Origin of the sequence: Bulleidia sp. zg-1006 (assembly GCF_016812035.1) — a bacterium.
In the GTDB taxonomy this organism is placed as follows: domain Bacteria; phylum Bacillota_I; class Bacilli_A; order Erysipelotrichales; family Erysipelotrichaceae; genus Bulleidia.
Map to the genome: position 1 here is coordinate 1473635 of NZ_CP069178.1, position 23635 is coordinate 1497269.

General features: G+C 35.4%; 21 protein-coding genes, 1 pseudogene and 1 riboswitch. Of the genes and pseudogenes, 9 read left to right on the forward strand and 13 right to left on the reverse strand.

What is annotated here, in order from left to right; all coding sequences use genetic code 11:
- Positions 1–48 precede the first annotated feature (48 nt).
- A complete protein-coding gene (locus tag JOS54_RS07500; RefSeq protein ID WP_203244970.1) occupies positions 49–633 on the forward strand; it encodes a DUF2892 domain-containing protein in 585 nt (194 codons plus the stop codon).
- A gap of 117 nt (positions 634–750) precedes the next feature.
- Here the strand turns inward: JOS54_RS07500 and JOS54_RS07505 are convergent, their stop codons facing one another.
- Positions 751–1281, reverse strand: a complete 531-nt coding sequence (locus tag JOS54_RS07505; RefSeq protein ID WP_203244971.1) for an energy-coupled thiamine transporter ThiT — start codon at positions 1279–1281, stop codon at positions 751–753.
- A 16-nt stretch (positions 1282–1297) separates the two neighbouring features.
- Positions 1298–1383: riboswitch (TPP riboswitch) on the reverse strand.
- Positions 1384–2363: 980 nt separating this feature from the next.
- On the opposite strand from JOS54_RS07505, the gene JOS54_RS07515 reads away from it, so the two are divergent.
- The 4 genes from JOS54_RS07515 to JOS54_RS07530 all read left to right on the forward strand — a co-directional run bounded on the left by JOS54_RS07515 (position 2364) and on the right by JOS54_RS07530 (position 3656).
- On the forward strand, positions 2364–2636 hold the full coding sequence (locus JOS54_RS07515; protein WP_203244972.1) for a type II toxin-antitoxin system Phd/YefM family antitoxin: 273 nt from the start codon (positions 2364–2366) through the stop codon (positions 2634–2636).
- Positions 2623–2922 (forward strand): type II toxin-antitoxin system RelE/ParE family toxin, encoded by a 300-nt coding sequence (locus JOS54_RS07520; RefSeq protein ID WP_203244973.1) that lies wholly within the window; start codon positions 2623–2625, stop codon positions 2920–2922. The genes JOS54_RS07515 and JOS54_RS07520 overlap by 14 nt, the downstream gene beginning before the upstream one ends.
- A gap of 163 nt (positions 2923–3085) precedes the next feature.
- Positions 3086–3358 (forward strand): type II toxin-antitoxin system Phd/YefM family antitoxin, encoded by a 273-nt coding sequence (locus tag JOS54_RS07525; protein WP_203244974.1) that lies wholly within the window; start codon positions 3086–3088, stop codon positions 3356–3358.
- Entirely contained in the window at positions 3339–3656 is a 318-nt protein-coding gene (locus tag JOS54_RS07530) for a type II toxin-antitoxin system RelE/ParE family toxin (RefSeq protein ID WP_203244975.1), read from the forward strand. Before JOS54_RS07525 ends, JOS54_RS07530 begins: the two co-directional genes overlap by 20 nt.
- A gap of 17 nt (positions 3657–3673) precedes the next feature.
- Here JOS54_RS07530 and JOS54_RS08040 read toward each other — a convergent pair.
- Positions 3674–3754: pseudogene (locus JOS54_RS08040) on the reverse strand (HNH endonuclease); the annotation flags it as partial.
- Between the two features lie 153 nt (positions 3755–3907).
- Between JOS54_RS08040 and JOS54_RS07540 the strand changes: the two are divergent.
- Together JOS54_RS07540 and JOS54_RS07545 are read left to right on the forward strand one after the other, a co-directional pair.
- Entirely contained in the window at positions 3908–5233 is a 1326-nt protein-coding gene (locus JOS54_RS07540; protein WP_203244976.1) for a TrkH family potassium uptake protein, read from the forward strand.
- 8 nt (positions 5234–5241) lie between these two features.
- A complete protein-coding gene (locus JOS54_RS07545; protein ID WP_203244977.1) occupies positions 5242–5898 on the forward strand; it encodes a TrkA family potassium uptake protein in 657 nt (218 codons plus the stop codon).
- A gap of 183 nt (positions 5899–6081) precedes the next feature.
- Here the strand turns inward: JOS54_RS07545 and JOS54_RS07550 are convergent, their stop codons facing one another.
- From JOS54_RS07550 to mutL, 4 genes are all read right to left on the reverse strand, one after another.
- Complete coding sequence (locus tag JOS54_RS07550) at positions 6082–6720, reverse strand: CpXC domain-containing protein (protein WP_203244978.1); 639 nt, start codon at positions 6718–6720, stop codon at positions 6082–6084.
- Between the two features lie 36 nt (positions 6721–6756).
- Positions 6757–7482 carry a Bax inhibitor-1/YccA family protein gene (locus tag JOS54_RS07555; RefSeq protein WP_203244979.1) on the reverse strand — a complete coding sequence of 242 codons (726 nt, stop codon included), beginning with the start codon at positions 7480–7482 and terminating at the stop codon, positions 6757–6759.
- A 115-nt stretch (positions 7483–7597) separates the two neighbouring features.
- Entirely contained in the window at positions 7598–8479 is an 882-nt protein-coding gene (gene miaA / locus JOS54_RS07560; protein ID WP_203244980.1) for a tRNA (adenosine(37)-N6)-dimethylallyltransferase MiaA, read from the reverse strand.
- Entirely contained in the window at positions 8476–10212 is a 1737-nt protein-coding gene (gene mutL, locus JOS54_RS07565; protein WP_203244981.1) for a DNA mismatch repair endonuclease MutL, read from the reverse strand. The genes miaA and mutL overlap by 4 nt, the downstream gene beginning before the upstream one ends.
- A gap of 29 nt (positions 10213–10241) precedes the next feature.
- Between mutL and JOS54_RS07570 the strand changes: the two genes are divergently transcribed.
- Positions 10242–10838, forward strand: coding sequence for a YigZ family protein (locus JOS54_RS07570; protein ID WP_203244982.1), 597 nt, complete (start codon positions 10242–10244; stop codon positions 10836–10838).
- Here JOS54_RS07570 and JOS54_RS07575 read toward each other — a convergent pair.
- Both JOS54_RS07575 and JOS54_RS07580 read right to left on the reverse strand, forming a co-directional pair.
- On the reverse strand, positions 10835–14674 hold the full coding sequence (locus JOS54_RS07575) for a polysaccharide lyase 8 family protein (RefSeq protein ID WP_203244983.1): 3840 nt from the start codon (positions 14672–14674) through the stop codon (positions 10835–10837). The two genes, JOS54_RS07570 and JOS54_RS07575, sit on opposite strands and share 4 nt — an antisense overlap.
- 116 nt (positions 14675–14790) lie before the next feature.
- Positions 14791–15630, reverse strand: a complete 840-nt coding sequence (locus JOS54_RS07580; protein WP_203244984.1) for a glycoside hydrolase family 25 protein — start codon at positions 15628–15630, stop codon at positions 14791–14793.
- Between the two features lie 915 nt (positions 15631–16545).
- On the opposite strand from JOS54_RS07580, the gene JOS54_RS07585 reads away from it, so the two are divergent.
- Positions 16546–17184, forward strand: coding sequence for a zinc ribbon domain-containing protein (locus JOS54_RS07585; protein WP_203244985.1), 639 nt, complete (start codon positions 16546–16548; stop codon positions 17182–17184).
- Positions 17185–17230: 46 nt separating this feature from the next.
- Here the strand turns inward: JOS54_RS07585 and JOS54_RS07590 are convergent, their stop codons facing one another.
- The 5 genes from JOS54_RS07590 to JOS54_RS07610 form a co-directional block, all read right to left on the reverse strand.
- Positions 17231–18403, reverse strand: a complete 1173-nt coding sequence (locus JOS54_RS07590) for a toxic anion resistance protein (RefSeq protein WP_203244986.1) — start codon at positions 18401–18403, stop codon at positions 17231–17233.
- A gap of 41 nt (positions 18404–18444) precedes the next feature.
- Positions 18445–19155 carry a hypothetical protein gene (locus JOS54_RS07595; RefSeq protein WP_203244987.1) on the reverse strand — a complete coding sequence of 237 codons (711 nt, stop codon included), beginning with the start codon at positions 19153–19155 and terminating at the stop codon, positions 18445–18447.
- The gene (locus JOS54_RS07600) at positions 19142–20242 is read right to left on the reverse strand and encodes an acyltransferase (RefSeq protein ID WP_203244988.1); all 1101 of its coding nucleotides are present in this window, start codon (positions 20240–20242) and stop codon (positions 19142–19144) included. Before JOS54_RS07600 ends, JOS54_RS07595 begins: the two co-directional genes overlap by 14 nt.
- A 183-nt stretch (positions 20243–20425) precedes the next feature.
- Complete coding sequence (locus JOS54_RS07605; RefSeq protein WP_203244989.1) at positions 20426–22375, reverse strand: AAA family ATPase; 1950 nt, start codon at positions 22373–22375, stop codon at positions 20426–20428.
- Positions 22365–23267 (reverse strand): hypothetical protein, encoded by a 903-nt coding sequence (locus tag JOS54_RS07610; RefSeq protein WP_203244990.1) that lies wholly within the window; start codon positions 23265–23267, stop codon positions 22365–22367. The genes JOS54_RS07605 and JOS54_RS07610 overlap by 11 nt, the downstream gene beginning before the upstream one ends.
- Positions 23268–23635: the final 368 nt, after the last annotated feature.

A 23635-nucleotide genomic window follows, 5' to 3' on the forward strand; every position in this document is an offset into this window, starting at 1 on the left:
AATATATATATATATATAATTAAGGTGTATTTTATAGGGAGGAAAATAATGAAGAAAAATACAAGTGTACTTACTATTATTGGTATCGTATTAGGGGTCATTGCCTTGCTTACCTCTTTCATTCCAATCATCAACAACGGTTCATTCATTTTAGGGGCTTTTGGTTTAATTTTATCAGCTGTCGGCTTTTTCCGAAGTCAAAAGAAGGTTGTCTCTTTGGTTTCCATTATTATCTGCGTTGTTGCTTGTGGTCTGGTATTAAGCAACCAAGCTTCTCTATCGAAATCCATCGATGATGTTTCTAAAAATCTATCTGGAAAAAATACCGAAGAATTATTAGAAAAAAATGTGGATGTGGAAATTGGTAAATTTTCTGTCAAAAAAGAATTTTTTATGTCTAAACCGATTCTGCCAATTACTGTCAAAAATAAGTCCGATGAGAAAAAATCTTATCATATCGAGATTGAAGCGGTGGATCAAAAAGGAGTACGTATTGAAAAAGATTCTGTTTATGCGAACGATTTAAAAGCCAAACAATCCGGCAAGTACGAAGCCTTTGAATTTGTTTCTAGTGATAAATTACCGGTCCTAGAAAAAGCTACCTTTAAAATTCTTTCCATTAGTATGTACTAATCTAAAGAAAAACTGCTGATTGATGTTCAGCAGTTTTTTAATATCGCATCTTTTATATCGCTAAAATATCCACGAATTTAAAACTCACCAGTACCCATAGGTTAGTAGGTCTTCGTATTATTTCACTAGTCTTTGAATCCTAGTCCATAACAACGGTACCACCAACAAACAAATCACCAGTGTTGCCAGATTGTACCAAGCGTTATAATTCAAAGAAAAAATCCACGCCGCGGTTGAACCGGCCGCTTCATTTTTAGGTGGCCAATAGTAAACACCCGATAAAACTTGAGAACCATATTTAATCAACATTGGTAACACAATAGCCAATCCATATTTCTTAGGAAATACACTTGCCAGACCAATAATACCCAATGGCAAAACATAGTCTAAAAGAATTTGTACCGGATGAACAAACCACATTTCTATTCCCAGCATAAATGTAATCAACCAAGATAAACCGGCCACTAAAACACCGGCTTGGAAACCTAAATGATAACTAGCCATAAACAACGCTATTAATTCAAGTTCAATACTTCCACCTTGTGGCATCTTTAGGAAAGGAATTAAATTCCCCACAAACTTCAAAACAACATACAAAGCAATATACATCGCCACATACGTCAAAAACTTAACCTTATCTCTCTGCATAAAAAAACACCTCCTAAAAGGCGTAGGACTTACTCCCTACGCTAGCATTACCTAGATCAGGTCAAAGGGTACATCTCAGCTTTCGCGCCCCTGTAACAAAGTTCATTATACACGATTTCAACAAAAAAGAATAAAAAAAGGCCCTAGATAAAATCTAGGACCGGTACAACTCTGTATCGAGGAGGACCAGAACTTGTACATTCTTCCAATCTGCCCTAAAGGAAGAGCCAACCACTCATATTTATCTATGAGTTAGTCTAGGCTAACTAGACTATACCAAAAGCTTTCCCCCTTGTCAAACTATTTTTTCTAAAATGTTGAAATTTTTTTCTTCCCTCACGTTGTAACATGAAGTGCAACACAAAAGACATATTCATCTTATATACTAAAGTCAATAAAAACAGCATTGTAGCTTTCCATTAGTTAATCTTTGAGATTTCTCTATTCAGTTTCCAACCTAACGATAGTTTGGAATTTTCATATGATTTAAGTCTCTTATACTCTTGAATTAAATATAACTTAAATTCTGCTGAAATCCACGAAACAAACTCCATTGCAATCAAGGCTATGGGTCATTATTTAATTGTTGCACTTAGAGTGTAAATTCAAGTTCTCAAAAATTATTTTTATAAATTTGTGTCTACTATATTGCCAAAAATTATCAAAATTACTATCAACACAATATTTCATATATGCTTCTTTGTTTTCATTCATTTTCAAGAACATTAAAAAGTTCGTCCTTTCCTTTATATCTTGTATATATAGCTCACGTTGTAACACCTGCATTTTTTGCAATATTATTTATTGAAGCGGATTAAAAGCCCCTTTGCAAAAAATCTCTTCCAGCAACCTCAACAATCGGTTTATCCAATGTATGATTTTTGTTAGCCATATTTGTTCCTCCAATGACTAGAAAATAATAAAATGGAGAAGGAGATGTAAAACAATGCCTTACTATCTTTAATCAATAATTGGGACATTATCACTGAACATTCATAGATTTTGACCGCCCCTACCTTTTATAAAATTGACAATCTAAAGAAATAATAGTATAATATCTTTAGATTGAAGGAGGTGCTATTGTGCCAAACATTAAATCAAGTACAGATTTACGTAATAATTACAATGAAATCTCTTCGTTTTGTCATGAAACAGGCGAACCTATCTTCGTTACCAAAAATGGTCGTGGAGACCTTGTTGTTATGAGCATTGATTTGTTCAATGAATTCATGGGAAGATATGAGCTATATCAACTTCTGGATCAAAGTGAATCTGATTTCACAAACGGTCGTACCCTAACTTTTGATGACTCCATGAAAAGTTTAAGGGAGGGACTAAAAAATGGAACACTATAAGATACTTGTTTCTGAAACCTATCACAGAGACCTAAAAGGTATAATTCATTATATTTCCCACAATTTAGATGCACCGTTTACTGCATCTGACTTACTTGACGAGATAGAATCTACTGTTTCTGCTCTATCTACCATACCTCATCGCTATGGATTGGTGGATGATGCCTATCTGCACCGTAAAGAGTTTAGAAAATGTCTTGTTAAGAATTACATCATTTTCTATAAAGTGCATGAAGAAAGTAAGACTGTAATGGTTCATCGAATTCTTCATGCAAGACAAAATTAGATTGATATCCTGTAAAATAGCCATTCCACTTGGAATGGTTATTTTTTATTCCATCTGTCGCCACGACATGACAGGATTTACATAAAGATATCAAATCACTTTCTCTCTATTGTAATTAAGATAAAATTATGATATTATATTGATAGTAAAGGAGATTGATACTATGATTAATATTCGTCCGGTTTCTGACTTAAGAAATAAATTCCCTGAAATAGAAGAAACTGTTTTAGGCTCAAACGCACCTGTATTTCTTACCAAAAACGGCTATGGAACAATGGTGCTAATGAGCGTTGAACAATATTCTGCACTTACTGATGATGTTGAAAGAAAGCTTGATGAAGCAGACACTTTTGCTGCAAGCTCTTCCACCAGACTATCAAAAACGGAAGTCTTTAATAAAGTAAAGAGCAGTATTGATGAACAGGCGAACCTATAAATTAACTTTTCTTCCGTTATTTGAAAAAGATTTACTTAAAATCACTGATTATATAACCAATACTTTACAAAATCCCGGTGCAGCTCACCGTTTAGTTGATGATATAGAACTTGCAATTGTTAAAAGACTTGAAATGCCTCTTAGCTTTGTTCCCTATCAATCGTCAAAGATTAGGAAGCATCCTTACTACAGAATCAATGTAAGAAACTTCTCCATTTTTTATGTCATAATTGATGACACTATGGAAGTGCGTAGACTTCTATATTCAAAACGAAATATTGATGAACTGTTGAAATAACCATTCTTTACGAGTGGTTATTTTTTATTCCATCCATCTCCACGACTTACATGACATGATTTGTATAAAGATATCAAGTTATTTTTATCATGTGTTCCACCTTCTGCTCTTAACGGTCAAGACATCTGTTATACTTCAAGAAATACTCTTTTACAATCTGATTCGGACTTTTAAAGCCATTATTCCACCCATTTTCCTTATAGAAACAAGAATAACTTGTCTAATCTTCTTTTTCGCAATACACTAACGGTATGAAAAAACTGAAGTTATCGTCCTTCCAAGTAATCCTATTAGGCTTTCTTGGTTTAATTTTGATAGGTGCCTTTCTATTGATGCTGCCAATATCTTCCAAAGAAAACATTTGGACACCATTTATTAATGCTCTATTCACTTCCACTAGTGCTTCTTGTGTAACGGGTTTGGTTGTTCATGATACAGGTACCTATTGGTCTTCCTTTGGTCAATTTATCATTTTACTGTTAATCCAAATTGGTGGATTAGGAATTATCACCGCCTTAACCGCTTTCTCTCTAGGGGCTCATCGACATATCACCCTCAGTCATCGAAAACTGTTGGTGGATTCCGTTTCTGCTCCTTATCTAGGTGGTATTGTTCGTTTTATTAAGATGATTTTTAAAATCACCTTTGGAATTGAAGGTATATTTGCTTGCGTATTAGCTTTCCAGTTCATTCCCGAATTTGGTGTATTAAAAGGAGTTTGGTTTTCTATCTTCCATTCTATTTCCGCTTTCTGTAACGCCGGCTTTGATTTATTAGGAACACCTGAGCATTTATTCCCGTCTCTTACCGCTTATGTTGGCAATCCTTTGGTTACTTTAAGCATTGCTTTCCTAATTATCCTTGGTGGTTTAAGCTTTATGACATACGAAGATTTCCGTACCCACCATTTCCACTTCAAGAAATATCGTTTACAAACCAAAATCATCTTAGTCACTACTTTATTCTTATTAGTCATTCCAACTTTGTATTTCTTCTTATCCCAATATAGAGATTTACCATGGAAGGAAAGACTGCTCGCTTCTATTTTTCAAGCCGTAACACCACGTACCGCCGGATTTAACACCACAGATATGACCAAACTATCTGAAAATAGTCTGTTGATTATGTCTATCTTGATGACCATTGGTGGGGCACCCGGTTCAACCGCCGGTGGTATGAAAGTAACAACCTTTGCGACTATGTTGATATCCTCTTTCGCTATCTTCCGCCAAAAAGAACGTTGTGAAGCCTTTGGTCGAACGATTCCTGATTCCGTCGTTAAAAACGCAGCAACCATCTTTATGTTATATATATCGGCCTGTATCATTTCTGCCATTATGATAGCGCAGTTAGAAAATATACCGATTATTCAAACAATTTTTGAAACAGCCAGTGCGGTTGGTACCGTTGGCTTAACCGTTGGTATCACACCAACTTTAGGAACTATTTCTCGTTGTATCCTAATCTTCTTAATGTTGATGGGAAGAATTGGTGGTGTTACCCTAATGATTTCGGTATTTCCAAATGTCAATAAAAACCGAGGTAAACTTGTTGAAGAACACATTGTTGTTGGATAGGAGAAAATATGAAACAAGCTTTAATTATTGGAATGGGCCGTTTTGGTCGCAATATCGCTAAAAAATTAAATCACCTGGATGTACAAATCTTAGCCGTTGATATTTTTGAATCCAATATCAACGATGTTATGCCGTATGTCACAAACGCGGTCATCGGTGATGCAACCCAGAAAGAATTCTTACAGACCTTAGGTGTATCCAATTTCGATGTCTGTTTTGTGACCATTGGAGATGATTTCCTAGCTTCCTTAGAAGCCACTTCTTTCTTAAAAGAACTTGGCGCAAAGAAAGTTGTTTCCCGTGCAGCTAAAAATACCCAAGAAAAATTCTTATTGCGAAATGGCGCTGACCATGTGGTTTATCCGGAAAAAGAAATTGGCAATTTAACCGCTGTTCGTTATTTCAATGACATCATTATTGAATACATTCCCGTTGGAGATGATATTTCCATCTATGAAGTTTCTACACCCCCGGATTGGGTTGGTAAAACTGTAACTGAATTGGATGTTCGTCGTGCTTATCATATCAATATCATTGCGGTTCGTTCCGATAATGAAGTTAATTCGATTATTTCCCCGGATTACACTTTTAATAAAAAAGATTCTATCTTCGTACTAGGGGATGAACACAATATTCAAAAGATTATGAATCAATTAGAGAACTAAAAAGAAGAAGCACAAACACTTCTTCTTTTTAGTTAAAATATTTAGGGGATAGAGTACTGAAGAACTTCCATTCATCAGCGCAAGTCTTCAACTTGCATCTATAATATAGAAAATCATTTTCTTAGAACAGCGGAAATGCTATGTGATATTATGTGAAATCTTACTCCACTAATACCTCTTGTACTAAGCTTTACCATCCACTTCTTGATAGGCAGAAATAATCCATTTTTGATCAACAATCGGGAAAACTTCATTACGAATAACCAAACGGTCTTGGTCAATTCGATATTCTTCTTCGATTAAGTTCAATGGTGTTAAGAAAGTCATCCCACTGTCACCTGTTCGAATGTTAATTTTCATCACTTCATTATCCACGCGTTGATATTCAATCGATGTAATATCCTCTGCATTTCCTTTTTTATTATCCACAAACTCAATGAAATTATCGTATTTCGCTAATTCCACCAAACAATCATCCACTCCATCTTCAAAGATTTGAATCTTTTCAATAAGCTGTTGAATGGTTTGCACATGGCGTAGCTTAAAACCTGCCTTGCTTAAAGTAGGACCTGTTTGTTCTATTTCTTTTGGTAAGACTTCATCTTGCACCAAAACCAACACAAACTTACGCATTCGATCCATATAAGTGAAAGGAACTTGTAATAAAAATTCATGTTGGCAATGGTCACAAGTGTGATGAAATAAATCACCACTCATCAATAATTCTTTTTCCTCTTCACCGGCCCCTAAACTAAGTGTCACTTCTAAATCCATTGTTTCATGACAATAAGGGCAAGTATACGTAAGAGCTTGTTTCAACATTTAAACCTCCATAAAAAAACAGGAATTTTTCCTGTTTTATCTTTTTGAACGACCGCCACCTAAAATTCGTAACAAGTAAATGAACATATTTACAAAATCTAAGTAAAGCTCAAAAGCACCATAGATGGCTAAGTTCATTTGCATGTTTTCTCCACCCTCAACCAGCGCATATTCCTTTAACTTTTGAGCATCCCACGCCGTCAGTCCCATAAAAATAACTAAACCAAGATAGGAAATCCACGCATGGTCATAAAGACTAGGAATAAAAAACGCAAGCAAGTTGATTAGCACAAGTGCAACTAAGCCGGAGACCAAGATACCGCTAAACTTCGATAAGTTCACACTGGTAAACGTTCCAACCATGGCTAAGCTTACAAATAAGATTGATGCATAGATAAATGCTTGATAAATGGTCGAAATCTCAAAGATAATCGGCAATACCGAAAAAGTAATTCCCGTTACAAACGAATAAACAATCATCATCAATCCATTTACCCAAGCCGGGAATCTGGAAATACCGGCAGACAAGCCGAAAGCCAAGCCCAATTGAACAAGGAAAATAGCCCACATGCCAAATCCATTTCCACTCTTCAATAATTCAAATACTAAGCCTCCATTCAATAATGATTGATAGCCCATATAAGCAACACCCGCTGTCAATAATAACGCTATTGCCATAAAGCCATACACTTTTGTCATATAGGATTTGACAACCGAATCTGCTCGAGAGCTTGTGTACATATCATCTCTAAATTCACTCATATTGATTACTTCCTTTCAATAACACCATTATTCTACACCTTCTTTCATTTTTGGTATAGACAAGTGCCTTTCAGATACTAAGAATTATAACTGAATTTTATACAATCGTAAACTTTTATTTCAACCATGCCTTGATATCCATAATCAGTTTTTCTTCATCCGCTAAAGAAAACCATTTCACCGGAACTTGATGATGAAACCAAGTGTATTGTCGCTTCGCAAAATGACGACTATTTCTTTGAATTAGATACTTCGTTTCTTCAAGACTTTGTTCACCAAAGAAATAATCCTTCCATTCCCGATAGCCAATTCCCTTCATCGCTTGATCTTCAAAAGTAGAACCGTTTTCTAATAAGGACTTCACTTCTTCCGGAAGACCAGCTTCTATCATTTTTTCCACCCGTAAATTGATGCGTTGGTATAAAACCTCACGATTCCACTCTATACCAATCCAAGCCACATCATAAAGAGCTTTCTTTTCCTGTTGATTAACCAGGGTGCTTTGAGGCACACCCGATTGTTCATAAATCGTTAAGCTTCTTTCCAAGCGCTGACGATTATTCGGATGAATTTTCTCGGCTTGTTTTGGGTCCACCTCTTTTAAGCGTTGATACAACTCTTCATTGGAATACCGGGAATAATCAAAGTGGGTTATTTCCTCTTCGGGAAAATCATAATCGTACAAAGCCGCTTTTAAATATAAGCCCGTACCACCGCAAAAAATCATTGGTTTATTCGTTTCCGCAAGAATTTGACGCGAAAGACTTTGAAATTCTTTGACACTATACTTATCCTTTGGTCCTTTAATATCCATTAAATGATGCGGAATACCAGCCATTTCTTCTTTCGTAACCTTACCGGAACCAATATTAAAGCCGCGATACACTTGAATGGAATCTCCGGAAATAATTTCAGCATTGATTTCTTTAGCCAAACGAATAGCGAAATCACTTTTACCGGAAGCCGTTGGACCAACAATCGCTATTACCTTTCTCATCGGTAGAATTCCTTTGCCAACTCTTTTTCCTTTAAGAAAATAATCGTTGGTCTCCCATGTGGACAATGATACGGATTTTCACACTTGTATAATTGACGAACCGCTTCTTTCATTTCCTCCATGGTTAAACTGTGATTAAAACGAATCGAATGATGACAAGCTAATGTTGCAATATGTTTTCTTTCCAAACGAGCGTATTTAATTTCTTGTTCATTCTTAAATTCATCTAGTACATCTTGTAAAAAAGCTTCGATTTCTAATTCTTTTAACCAAACAGGAACGGTTCTTAACACAAACGAATCTTGACCGAAAGCTTCTAATTCAATATGTAAATCTTTTAAGGCTTCATTGACTTCCTTCACCCTTTCAACGATTGTTCGATCGCTATGCAACATAATTGGTACCAATAAATCCTGCATGGAAGGATTTTGATTTAACTTCTGAACGTATTCTTCAAAATGAACTCTTTCTTGAGCCGCATGTTGATCCAAAATAGCTAAGCCCTCTTCATAGGCGCAAAGAATAAATTTATCATGCAATTGACCAATGACTTGTAAATCCGGAAGGCTTGTTTCTCGTTCTTCGTAAACCGGCTCTTCTTGTTTTGGAAATTCAAAGCTTTCTTGTTCAACTGGTGGTTGAACATTCCATTCTACCGTTTCTTCTTGAACCGGTGTTTTAAAATCCATTTGACTTTGCGTGTAATAAACCTCTTGTCTAGCAATCGTTGTTTCCACTTGTGCTGCTAAGCTAGTTCCTTTTAAAGATTTACGAATTCCTTTTTCAATCAATTCTTCTAAATTAGCTAACTTGGATAAACGAATTTCCCATTTACTAGGATGCACATTCACATCCATTAAATGGGGATCTACTTCCATTGATAAAACCACAATAGGATAACGTCCTTTAACAATGAAATCTTCATAACCATGTTGAATGGCTTTATCCAAACGATATTGACGCACCATTCGACCATTGAAAAATAAGTGCATATGATTTCTCGACGAACGGGTGATTAAAGGCTTTACGCCATAGCCATGCACATGAAAATCTTGATCTTGAAATTCAAAAGGGACTAGATTTTCAGCTACTGCCCTTCCATACACTAAAAAAATTACTTCTTTTAGATTGCCGGAGCCAGTGCTTTGAAAGCTCACTTTATCATCGGAAATAAAGCTGAATGAAATGCTTGGATACGCTAATGCAAACTTATGAATGGTACTTAGTACAAGACTAGCTTCATAAGCGGCGGAACGCATATGTTTCAAACGGGCTGGGGTTTGATAGAATAAACCCTCTACCGTAATATCCGTCCCTTGGTTGCATGGATACGATTCCACGGTCTTTTGTTCACCATATTGAACCACAATACGATGACCGTTTTTGCCATCATGACTAATCAAACTAACTTTAGAAACAGACGCAATAGATGGTAAGGCTTCACCACGAAAGCCCAAAGAATGAATGGACCAGAGGTCTGCTTCTTTGAAAATCTTTGAGGTCGCATGTCTTTTGAAACAATTCACTAAATCTTCGCCATCCATCCCAACGCCATTGTCTTCCACACGAATTTTTGTGATTCCGCCTTCTTCAATACTGATTTTAATTTTTGTGCTTTGTGCATCAATTGCGTTTTCAACGAGTTCTTTCACAATACCACTTGGTCTTTCAACCACTTCTCCCGCCGCAATCATATTCGCAACATGAGCATCTAATTGTTTTATTCTTGCCATAAGTACTTCTATTATACAATAATTAAAACATGCAGGTTAAAGGAAGAAGTGAATACGAAGAAATCATTAAAAAGTCTCGTTTTATCGCCATCGTACAACGCATTTATTCTTTGGCGGATGCCCAAGAAAAGATATCAGCTTTACGCAAGGAGTATCCTGAGGCAACGCATGTGTGTTATGCCTATAAAGTTGGACAACGAATGAAGAGTAGTGATGACCATGAGCCAAGTGGTACAGCCGGCATCCCCATTCTTGAAGCTCTCCGTTATGCAAACTTAGAAAATACACTGGTTTGTGTTATTCGTTATTTTGGCGGTGTTAAATTAGGAACAGGCGGTTTAATTAGAGCTTATAGTTCTACCGCCAGTATGGCTTTAGAGAAAGCCCCTAAAACAAACCTCATCCCTTACTATCACTTCTCTATTCAATATCCCTATGAATTATCCAATCGTTTAGAACCGTGGCTTTACCAAAACAAAACCAATCCGGAATTTCAATACGCTGAACAAGTATATTGTGAATTTGATTATCCAAAAGAAGATATTTCTCGGGAAATACAGGATTTAAGTAAAGGGAAAGCACAGCTAAAATTATTAGAAGTCAAAAAGAAAGAAGTGGATGCCTAAGCATTCACTTCTCTTTTACGATATCGTATCACTAAGAATAAACCAAATAATCCAATCACCATAAGACCTATGGAATGTGTCCATGAATATATATCCGCTGTCTTCACATTACCTTTTCGTTGGATATAGAAGCTTTGGCTTACTTGACCATCTTCTGCAAGTATACGAATGGTGTGTTGACCCGTCTTTAATGTGTTCACATAGGCTTTCTTTAACTGAATGATTGTGCTACCCTCGCCGGCTAGATATTGCTCTTTCGTTAGTTGAACCCCGTCCACAAACACAGCCTTAAACTTAGCAAACGGAATATTCACACGAATACGATATAGATGTTCTAAATCATTTTCTAAAACTTTGTAGAGCACTTGTTTGGTTGGATTTTCTATTCTTTCTTCCCTCATTGTGCTTGGTTGGTAATAACCACCACTTCCATTCACCAAGGAATAAATCCCTTTTTTACTCACTTTCGTAACACCAAAAGTTTCTGGACTGTCACTATATTTCACAATGCCATAATTTTCTTGTCGTTGATCATAAATAACTTGTGTTTCCTTTGTATTCTTTATCACACGAACCGGATGATTCTTAATCATCTTAAAGAATTCATCTTTTTGAATGGATGGGATGGTTGAATAGGCATAATTATCCATATCTTTATGCGGAATGACCAAGCGATAGAAAGTATTTTTATGAACGCTTGTATCTTCACCGGCTACTTCACGAATATCTGACCACTTACCACTTTGTTCAAGCTTCGATAATTCAAGATTGGTTGGTGTTAAGAAATGATAACCAATATTCGTTTTTTTATCCCCACTTTCCACAAAGACGGATTGTACATTTTGAAATTCTTTCTTTCCGTGGTCTAAATCCACTAATTTCCCATTCACAAAGAATTGGTACTTCTTCTTTGGTTCTAACTTTCTTTGGTCAACTGTAGTATGACTATCGGCTTTCGAAATAGCACTAGCCATAGAAACAATCTGGTCGTCACAAATAAACCATGCTTTATGAGCACTGATGGACTTTAATTGGCTTTCAAAGTCCATCGCTACCGTTCCATAAGATTCATTCGCTTTCACGGCTCCAACAAAGGAAGAGGACATCGTTGAACCAAGTTCTTTTGCCGGACGCTTTTCGGAATTGAAAACAGTTGTACCCGGCAAATGATACGGATCCACTGTTGGCCAATAGTTTTGACTATAATGCGCTAAGTCACCATTGTAAAGATAAGTCATTCCATCTGCCGTATACCAAGCCTTACGATTTTCATTATTCATCATTTCAAAATTTAGGGTTCGATTGGAATGCATTGAAATACCAAAGCCGAAATCTTTCTTGGCGTTGTAATAAGCCACCTTATCCATATGATTAAACAAAGATAATTTAGTGGATCTTTGGAGTGTTGGAATGCTTGTGTCCTTCAATAATTTTTCCACATTCGCAATGTCACCATAGCTCTTCAAGTTATCGCTAACCTTGTAGAACGTATCTTCTTTTAAGATTGTTTTGACTTCTGACCTTAATGAATTCTTATAAGCATTATCAAAGACATCCAATACCCGCACCACCCCTCGCAATACTTCAACACTGGCAACATGGTCTTCACTATTAGAACGACTAATCGAACGACCACGACTCATATCCATGAGTTCATTGTGAACAATGAGCGGTAAGAAAGCTTTCTCAATCCAATGACGAACCACCGCCAACTTTTCCTTTGGAAGTGGAGATTTAGAAGCTTGGATGATTGGCAATAATTGCGAAAAACCATCCATTAAGACATTACCATAAGCTCCTGTATAAGCAACATTCGTATGATCAATGTAAGAACCATCTTGATAGAAGCCTTGTCCCTTATTGACAATCACAAATACTTTTTGAATGGCTTGAACCGTTTCTTTTACTTCCTTGTCATCTTTCCTTAAGAAACCGGCAATAATCTTGACACGACCCATATCAATTAAATTTCCGCCAACAGCCTCAAATGAATCGTTTTGTGTCACACGGAACCTTGTTGAATCCGGCACAAAGTGTTCAATTCCATCGGTGTATTTTCTAATCTCTTCTTGAGAAAAGTATTGTTGCAACAAAGAAAGTGTATTATTGATCGCTCTTGGTGTTCCAATTTCATAGTCCCACCAGTTACCGATGACACGAGCATCTTTGTTATAAACATTGGTGCACAGCCATTCCATTCCTTCTCTTACTTGACGTATAGCCTTTGGACTTTGATAGTATTTCGATTTTGGATTGGTGATTTGTTTAGCAATCGCTTCTAAATGTCGAAAGCTAGTGGTCAATGCACTAGAACGTTCGTACTCCTTCGCTTCTTCCCATAGGTATGTTCGATTGTTTTCCTGTTTCATTTCCTTTAGATAGGTTTCAGCGTTGGTTTCTAAAGTATCGAAAAGAGCTTTCATGGCTGGATTATTTTCGTCATAGGACTTATTGCCAACAATCATTTCATTCCATTGCTCTAATAATCGATTATACTCATCCGATACTTTATTCGTGATATGAACCTTAATGATTGCGATTGTTTTTCCCTTATCTTGAACCTCCAGTTTTGAAACACCAACCTTATTAGCTCTTATCATGCCTTCCTGAACATTAATCTTATCATCCAAAGCTTTATAACTATAATTTGGATTTCTTAATGTATAAATCTTATCTAGCGGGAATGTGATTTCCTTTTCTAAAATACGATTTACCTCTTTTGGCGCAAAGGCTTTCTTTACACCAATTTCTTTTAATTCCACATCTTTGAATTGAACCGTTCCTTTTCCTTTTTCATAGAATAATTCTAAACGGATAAATTGTGTCAAACTTAAAGGACTATAATTGATTTTTAATTCTTGCCAACCATTTGTCGTTCCGGTGAGCGTGTTGGAACTAAGTGAGTTGACTTGTTCATCTCGTCCTTTTGCATCTTTTCGTTTTTCTAAAATTCTTAATTTTGCGATGCCTTGTTTCTGATTGAGTTTCGCTTTTACAGTTAACTGGTAATTTTTTGTGTTATCAAAATTAGGAATGTCTTGGTATACGCAAGAACGGAATTCTTTCTGTGATGAAATAGTTAATTCATTCTTATCATTCACAAACATTTTAGCCCCATTCATATTTTTATATTCATTTGGTGTCCAAGCAGTCCAGTGTTTTGCGGCTTTGTTAGTCCAAGGGGCTTTCCCATCTTCTGTTTCTTGAAACTTTGAGTTTTTGATAATCTCTTTTGGACTAGGAGCCACTTCTTCTAATTTGACATCATCCACAAAGACTTCGCCCGTTCCGGTTTCATAAATTAGCTCTAATTTAACGCTATCTACTTCAGAACTTGGTTTATAATCAAATGTGATTTCTTTCCATGCTTGATTCTTGTATACATTACTTGTTTGTAAAGCTTTACTGGTCGTAAATTTCGTTTCTGATTTTTTTCTTTCTTGAATGCGGGCATAGAAAAAGCCAATCTTATTCTTAGTATGCACACGATAGCTTAAGCGATATTGTTTGCTTGAATCAATTTTCTTTTCAATCGTTTGGTGAACGATGGCCCTTAAGGTATCTTTCGCCGCTAACTGTAATTGACCATTTTTTGCTTCAATGGTATAGCTGTTCTTTTTGGTTTTATTTTTATCCACCCAAACTGACCAAGCCTTCGCCGCCACGTTTGTCCATTGACCATTTTTAGCAATGGTTTCTTGGAAATCTCCATTCTGAACCAAAGAAGCACTTGGATTTTGTGCTTGCACCATGGGAAATCCTGTTATGACAAGGAATAGCGATAAAGTGAGTACGATGGTTTTCACCACCATTTGTTGAATTATTTTTATTTTCATTTGTCCTCCATATGCATATCGATTATAGATAGTAAACCGATTTACTATATTACCTTATCTTGAAATACTTATTCTGTCAATAAAGCGTTTACAATAAAAAAGAGAGCTGAACTCTCCTATTTGCGAATAAATTGTAAATTTAAATCCACGGGCTTATGAATACCATCAATTTTCCCTTTACTACTGTATTGCCAAAACCGGAATTGATACGGGTATTTCACCACTTGATCATACTCCGCTATCCAAACAGGATATTTTTGAATCACATCCAATTGGTACATTCTTCCATATACTTGTGTACTGGAATAGGACATCGCTTCATAACCATTATTTTTAATGTGCTTCATAAAGGCTATCGCGTGTTTTGTCATATCTTCTTTCGTTAGTGAACCGATGCGATTGTTTTTACCTTCTCCGGCTGTTTCTAAATCATAAACAACCGGTAAGCTAATCGGATAAGAGCGTATTCTTTTTAAGACAAATTCCGCTTCTTCCTTCGCTTCTTTCTCATTGATGGCTTGAGAAAAGAAATAAACACCAACAGGAAGCCGTTGCTTTAAAGCCTCTTGTATATTGTAACGGAAGGTTGTATCTTCGAATACATAACCATTCTGATAGCCACGATAGCCTAGACGAATATACGCAAATTGAACACCTGCTTTCTTGACCTTTGCCCAATCAATTTCCCCTTGATGAACCGATACATCAATACCAAAACGAGAGTAATAATTCTTGTCCTCGTAACGATAAATCTTTTCTGATTTATCCAAATAAGACCAATTATAATGATGGGCATATTGCGCCATTTTATCTTTCGTTGAATGCTTCATATATTTCACATTTTCCAAAAGTGACCAAGTTCCCAAAGCTAGTAATATAAGACATACCACTATTGAAAATACTAGGGTTTGTTGCGTTTGTTTCTGAAATTGTCTTCTCTTTTTCCTTTTCTTCATTATTTTTATTATACGGGATAAAACCGATGATTTATCTGAAAAGCCTATAAATTTCTATCGTGGGAAAATAAATCCATTGAAATTAGTGTATTGTAAGCACACGAAGAAAGCACGAATAGTATTATAAGTATAAATTTAATCTAAATGAGCATATATATAATTTTAACATTATTTTATTCGTTTTAATAGTCTATTATTTCTTTCTATTTCTGTTATCCTAATAGTAACAAAGTAATACCGTGAATAACAGATAGGGGGTAAATACCCATGGGAAAATAATATTTCTTTCTTTCGCAAAGGTATTTTATGTAAATAAAGAATGTAGTTATAAATCTATCAAAAACAATTGTGTGGCATCATTAGGTTGCCGCATATAGAATCATTGAATGGAGAGATTGATAAAATGGGGGCGTATGATATACTGCTGGTTTTGAATATTTTGGTGACCATTGTTGCTATATATCGAGTTTTCTATCCTGCAAAACCAAGACTTAATCGAACGGGAGAGGTTATAATATGGATTATATCTATCATTGCTCTTCTTATTTCTTTTTCACATTTCTGGGGATTTTGGTGATAAGTCATTGAAGTGGTATTGTGAATTTTTGTGGGGTGAAAATTTTAAACCTGTGAAAAAGTAGGGCTTACTAGAATAAGTGGTTAACAGGCGCACCCGGTTGTCCACTTTTTCTTTATCCTATTTTCTAACTTTTTCATAATAGGAAAACCGGTTATTCAATAGGAATTAAGTCCTATTTCTGAATCTATCAAAATTAGTATAACTATTGGCTAAGCTAAAAATAATTTTAATGTACTTGTTTCTTCCTTCTCTGCTGTATATAATTTTGTGATTTATCTGAAAGACATATGAATTTCTTTCTATGGTATGATGAATTTATTCAAAGGAGATTTTATATGTTCTGTCCAAACTGTGGAAAACCAATTGAAAAAGAAAACGCAAAATATTGCTCGCATTGTGGAGCTGCTTTACCAACCTTTCCTAGTTCTTCTATCGAAAAGAAGAACAATCCCAATATTGAAATTCATTTAGAAGAATTAAAGCCTATTCTTTACGTCCTTCTTCAGCCAATGAAGGAATTTGAATTTACAACCTTTGCGTCTGTTGTTGTAATGATTATCTCTACTTTAGTAACTTATTGGAGTTTTCAATACTTAGATATTAACAATCACCCTCTTATACTATTGTTAACGGGTTTTTTAAGTGTACTAGCCTCTTATGCTATCAACGCTTTCTTCTTGCAATTCTTTGGTAAAAAGAAGTATAAATTGAATCATCTTTTCTCTACCTTAACCTACTTGCATATTGTTGCTTGTTTTGCGTTGCTATTGGTTTGTCTTTGTGGTTTAGTCCATTTAAAGTTAATGATGTTAATACTAGGACTTGTTGGTTATTTTATCTATATTTTTCAACTACTCCCGTTATTAAATGCTTCTTTCCATGGGTATTTAGGAGCCCTTCTTTTAGTCTTAGGTTTCTTCATTGTATGGATGGTTATTTTTACCGGTGATCCTTCATCCATTCCTACTTTTTAGACAAAAACATTTTATAAAAGCCGATGAGAAGTCCTCATCGGCTAGTTTATTTTCTTTGTTCTAATAATTTAGTGCTCAATTGATTTTCAATGCGACGTAATTCCATTTCTGCGGCTTCACGCTTCTCACGACCTTCTTTTTGAATATTTAAGACCTCATCCAATGTCTGAATCAATTCTTCATTTGTATGCTGTAAAGTTTCCAAATCAACAATACCACGTTCGCTTTCCTTAGCCGTTTCAACCGTTGCTTGATGTAAAGTTTCTGCGTTCTTCTTTAATAAAACATTGGTCATTTCAGAAACTTCACGTTGTGCTTCTAAAGCTTGCTTGGAGTGATGAATACCCAAGGAAAGCACAATTTGGTTCTTCCATAATGGAATTGTATTGACCAAAGTGGATTGAATCTTTTCTGTCATCACAGTATCATTGCTTTGAACCAAACGAATTTGGGGAGCCATTTGAATGGAAACCTGACGAGTTAATTCAAGATCATGAAGCTTCTTTTCAAAACGAACAATTGCCTGTTCTAAATCATTCGCTTTTTGCGCATCCTCCGGAAGTCCTGTTTTTTGTGCTTTCTCTCTTAATGGTGGTAAATCCTTTTCACGAACTTCTTGAAGTTTACGACGACCGGCTAAGATATACATATCCAATTCTTTAATATTCTCTTGATTTTTCACATAAAGCTCATCCAACATCGAAATGTCTTTCATCAATGTAATTTGATGATCTTCCAATAAATTCGCAATCTTAGTAACATTCTTTTCCGCATCTTCATACTTAACAAATAGACCTTCCAGCTTTTCTTTTCCACGATTAAACAGACTCGCAAAAAATCCCTTCTTTTCTTCTGAGTTGTCCGTATCTTTTAGTTGAACGACTAAGTTTCCTAATAAATCACCAATTTCTCCTAAATCTTTTGTTTTAACATTCTTTAAAGCCGATTCCGAGAAATCACTAATCTTCTTTTGCACGGTTGAACCATATTGAAGAATCGTTGTTGAATCTTCAATATTAATCTTTTTCGCAAAATCACTAACGATTTGTTTCTCTTTGTCATTTAATTTGTTTTCGGAAATTGGATCTGTGTAGTTAGCCGATTCTGCTTTCTTTTTTTCTTCTTCCACCACCGCTTCTGATTTTTCTTCCTTTACATCCATGGTTGGTGTTAGAGTTAATTCAATTTCTTCTTGCTGTGTTTCTAATTTTTCACTCATATTTAATCCCTCTTTTATCTAAGTATAACTTAAAAAGAGCCTTATGAAAGACTCTTTAGTATGAAATTCGCATATTCTTTAGCCCCTTGTGGCTTTAAATGAATACCATCCACATAAAACCATTCCTTGTGATTTTTAGCATAAGAGTGCCAGTCAATTAATTTCACATGACTATTTTTATCCACAACCGCTTGAATCGAAGCGTTGGATTTATCTGTCCAATTCATCGGTCCATGAACATTAATCCAGTAAATTTTACGGTTTTTACCAAGTGAATCAACGACTTTTTGACCTAAATCCAAGGAGAAAGGGCTATTTGTTCCTAAACCAATCACAACCGTTTTACCAAGAGTTCCTTTGCTTTCTAAAGCTTTGAAAATCTTTGTGGCATCCCAAATCTGACGCGATTCTTTAGCATCGATTGTAGCATCGGGAAAAGTTGATTGTAAGGTTGCTGAAGAGCCAAGCATAACCGAATCACCAATGAAAGTAATGGACTTCAAATCCGCTTGTCCTTTTGCACTAAGGTCACTGTAAGCTTGTGAAGCATGGACTTTACCATCTTGAGTTTCCACCGTAGCCTTTTTTTCCTTTAAGGCTTCTTCTTGTTGATTAAGGTTATTTTTCAAAGTTTTCGCATCTTCTTCCTTTTTATTCGTTGCTGTAAACACCGCAAAAACGCCAACCATAAGAACAACCATGACCATCAACCAAACTGTAAATTTCACTTGTTCCTTATTAGGCTTTTTCATGACTGTTTTTCCCCTTTCCAAGCAAAATATAGCTTACATCTTCTAAAAATCCATGGGAATAATGCGCAAATACCAAAATAATAGCAATGATGAGAATTCCCATTCCCGTAATTTGATCCAAGTGTTGAAATTGGAAGAAAAATAGGATTGGATATTGCCATAAATACACTTCATAACTACAATTCGCTATCCATTTTAAAATAGGAATATCCAAATACCTGCCAATTCCAGAAACTTGACTTGTAACCAAACGAATGAATTCAACCGAAATAATGGAGCTAACCAATAGTCCCACTCGATAAGTCCAAACACTTTGACCACCCATAAAAAATATCATTAAAGCAAAGATAAACACCAAGGTAGATCCATATAATCCAGGTTCCAACAAGAACTTTTCTCGGTAATCACCATACCACTGCCAACAAGCTAAAGAAACACCTAAGAATAAAGCCGATGCTCGACTAATAGAACCATAATAAGCAGGCATCACATTACTTGCCTGATAAGTAAATTGAATGGTTATAAAACTCAGTAAAGCCACTGCCAACCAAAAATAATTTGCTTTATCTTTATACTGCGTTTTCTTAATGGATTGATACAACTTTAGAAACAATGGCCATAAAAGATAAAACTGCATCTCAATCGCAATTGCCCATAAATGCGTATAAGGCGAAGCATTGACCGACCTCGTAAAATAATCAGCATTTTGAGAAATTTGATAGTAGTTATTATAACCAAAGAAGATGGACAGGATTTCCTTTTTTCGACCATCCAAAATCATTGAATCCATGAACCAATAAATACCGGCACTAAAGAAAACAACCAGTAATAAAGCCGGATAAATTCGCTTTAGTCGCTTCAAGTAGTAGGTCTTTAAAGAAAACTTTTTTTCTTCGATGGACTTAAAGCTAGTCCATGCGACTAAATAGCCGGAAAGCGCAAAGAATAACGACACGCCAACAAAACCACCAGGAAATTGTTTTGGAAAAACATGGTAAAGAAGAATTAGAAGCACGGCTAAAGCACGCAATCCATCCATGCCGACAATTCTTTTTCTCCCCTTTAATTTCTGTTTCTTTTGTGCCACCTTTTCCCCCTGACTTGTGTATATTAATATAACATAGTTTGGGGCTTCTTTTTTGAAGAAAATATTAATTATTTCACCCATCACTCAAAATTCATTTTTATCATCAAGTGTAAGCTGAAATTCCTTAAAAAAGCTATATTTTATCTATGAATATAGCTTTTTCAACATGTGATACTACTGTTTCTATTTCAAGGAAAAATCCGCAAGGACTAATTCATCCACCACAGCATCCTTTTCTTTCAACAAACGAGTCGCTTGATTAACAATGGCCTTTTCAACTAAATTACGTGCAAAACGACCATTACCACTCGTATCCACGGACATAAAGTATTTCACCAGTTCTTTTTGAACCTTCTTATCCCAACGATAGCCTTGTTTCTTGGCTTCTAAGACCGCAATCTTTTCCAATTCCTCCGGTTGATAGTCTTGGAAATGAAATTGGTTTGGAAAACGAGAAGCTAAGCCTGTATTTGCCGTCAAGAATTCTTCCATTTCTTTCTCATAACCGGCTAAAATGACCACCAAATCACCACGATTATCTTCCATACTCTTAACAATCGTATCAATCGCCTCCAGACCAAAAGAATCCTGTTCCCCACGATATAAAGAATAAGCCTCATCAATAAAGAGAACACCACCCTTGGCTTTTTGAATAACCGACTTCGTTAAAGGAGCGGTTTGACCAACATACTTCGCCACTAAATCCGAACGTGTTACTTCAACCAATTGCCCCTCTTGTAATAAGCCGATATTCTTTAGATATTGTGCTAATAAACGTGCAATCATGGTCTTACCTGTTCCGGGATTGCCCATAAACAACATATGCATGGAAATTGGTTTGACCGGTAAGCCTTGTTCCTCTCTTCTTTTTTGAGCTAAGAACAAAGCTTGATAAGAACGTATCTTTTCTTTCACTTCTTCTAAACCAATGATGGTTTCAAATGATTTTTCAATTTGTTCTAAAGCCTCTTGTTCATTGACCGGTTCATAAACAACCGTTTCCAACTCATCCATCTTAACCACTAACTGCTTCTCTTTGACTTCGATAGTTGCTTTTTTTTCTTTTAATTCCTGTTGTAAAGCCATGTCTTCTAATTTCTTTCTGAAGATAGAAATCCACTGTTTTAAACCTGTTTTACCTTCTTTTTGTTTATAATGCGCCAACATATATTCTTTGCTTTCTTCACTGAAAGTCAAGCTTAAACCAAGATTGATTTGGGCTTGTTCTTGAATTTCTTGGCTGTATTGTTCCAAAACTTGTTTTAATACTTCACTACTTAAAGATTGATATTCAATACAATCCACCATCTTAGCTTGTACTTCCGGTTTCCATAATTCAAGAAATTTCTTTAACGATAAATCAGTTATAAAAACAAGGTATTTTTTAGTTGCATTTAAATGATCCACACTTTCTTTAACAAGACCGGATTGATTTTCCACCAAGACACCCTCTTTTAAAACATAGCGCTTATTTAACTGAATAGAACCATTCGTTATATACTCTTCCATACGACGGATATAATAAGAATCCGCTTCTTCTACTTTTTCTACAACCAAAAAGGAACCACGCTCTTCATTGGCTTGGTATAAATCCTGTAAAAAGACTTGTTCATTAGAACCATCTTGGTATCTTGATAAATCTAACTCACTATACCGATTGGACAAAAAAACAGATTTTTCCTTTAAAATATCCAATAAAGTGACTAAGGATTCCCGTTTGCCAACTCCCTTTGGACCAGCCAGTACAATGATATTTTGAATACCATCCTGTTTCTGTAAGAAAGGACGACGAATAGCTTGAACCAGCTTGGTTAAGGCTTCTTTTTGCCCAGGTACTTTTTCATTTAACTCTTCCTTGATTTCAATAAAGTCAATTTCATTTGTGGTCTTTTGAACTTCACGAAAGGCATTACGACCATAATCCTGTTGAATGTCCTTTTCCAACTGTTCCAACTCCATTTGGTTCTGTTGATAAATTTCTTGGTTTTGTTTATGAAGAATAGTGTTCAATTGATCCAAAGCCTCTTGATTATCTTTCAAGGTTTTTTGGATATGCTCACTTTCTTCATACGGTCTTTTCTTGCCAAAAACTTCTTTCCAAAGTCTTTCCTTTTCTTCTGTTCTATTCTTCATGTTTCCAAGGCTCCATTCTTCCATCATTGGTTAAGCCATCTTTCTTTAAGATTGCTTCTAAAGTAGACATATCCGCATTTAATTCCATGAAATCTTCATCATTCATGTTAGAAATAATATTTTCCATCGCTTCATTCACCAAGAAAACGGTTTTTATCAGTTTACTCTTAGAACCATCGTAATCATCATCTATCTTGAAAATTTGAACCTTCGCAAACTTTTCTAAAATATTGGTTAAATAAGGAAGATAATATTCATATAACTTTCTTAGCTTATCTTTACTTTCCGGAAAGGTCTTTTCCAGTTCATCAATTTGTAATAATAAAGCTCTTGTTTTGTACAAAGCTTCCTTCACTTCGTTATCTTGAATCGATGCATTTAAATCATCTATTTCCTCTACAAAATGATTCCTCTTTTCTTCATGCTTGGTAACTTGTACATCAATAATATTTTCATCTTTTGAACCATTCTTCGCTTTAATCATCAATTCTTGAAGAATATAAGCATATTTTTCAGGACGGCTCTTTTTAAAAGATTGAAAATGTTCCACGAAACCATTTTCGTCATAAACATCCAAACTATCTAAGCCTCGGTATTCCCGGTTTTTTAATTGAAGATGATAGCCATTACCAACCCAAAAAGTTGTTTCATGTTGAAACCATCGGGTTAAATAATCATTTAATTGTACGTATTCTTGAATGGAATACTTTTTTTCACGTCGATATTCTTTTTTTCTTGTCACATTTTGAGCGCTTTTAAAGATACTGCCTAAAAAAGCTAGTGCTATTCCAATAAATACAATAAATAAAATAGGACTAAAAACGGATATCAATATCCGAAACAGAATTCCAAGTGCAATCAATTCTCCAAGGCGTTCATATAATTTGTTCATGCTGATATTTTAACGTATTTTTCCTTTTTTCACCATCTATACAAAAACAATTCTACACCAATAGGAATCATATCTTCTTTAAAATGAAAATCGTCTTGGTATAATACCGGGTAATCGCCTGTTCCAATCAAAAGATACAGAGGGAGTGAATTGGTTATAAAAGCCAAACAAGATAATTTCTACAATGTGCATACCACCATAGAGATTCTTTTGTTTGAAAGTGTGAAGAAATATCTCAAAGAATATTTAAGTGAAAGCAAGACCCTAAATAAATCTAAATAGAAATCGGAAGTAACAGCCTTGAAGAAAGAAAAAGATAGTCTACATTTTCAAATTATAGACATACGAAAAGAGGTTGAACAGACTGA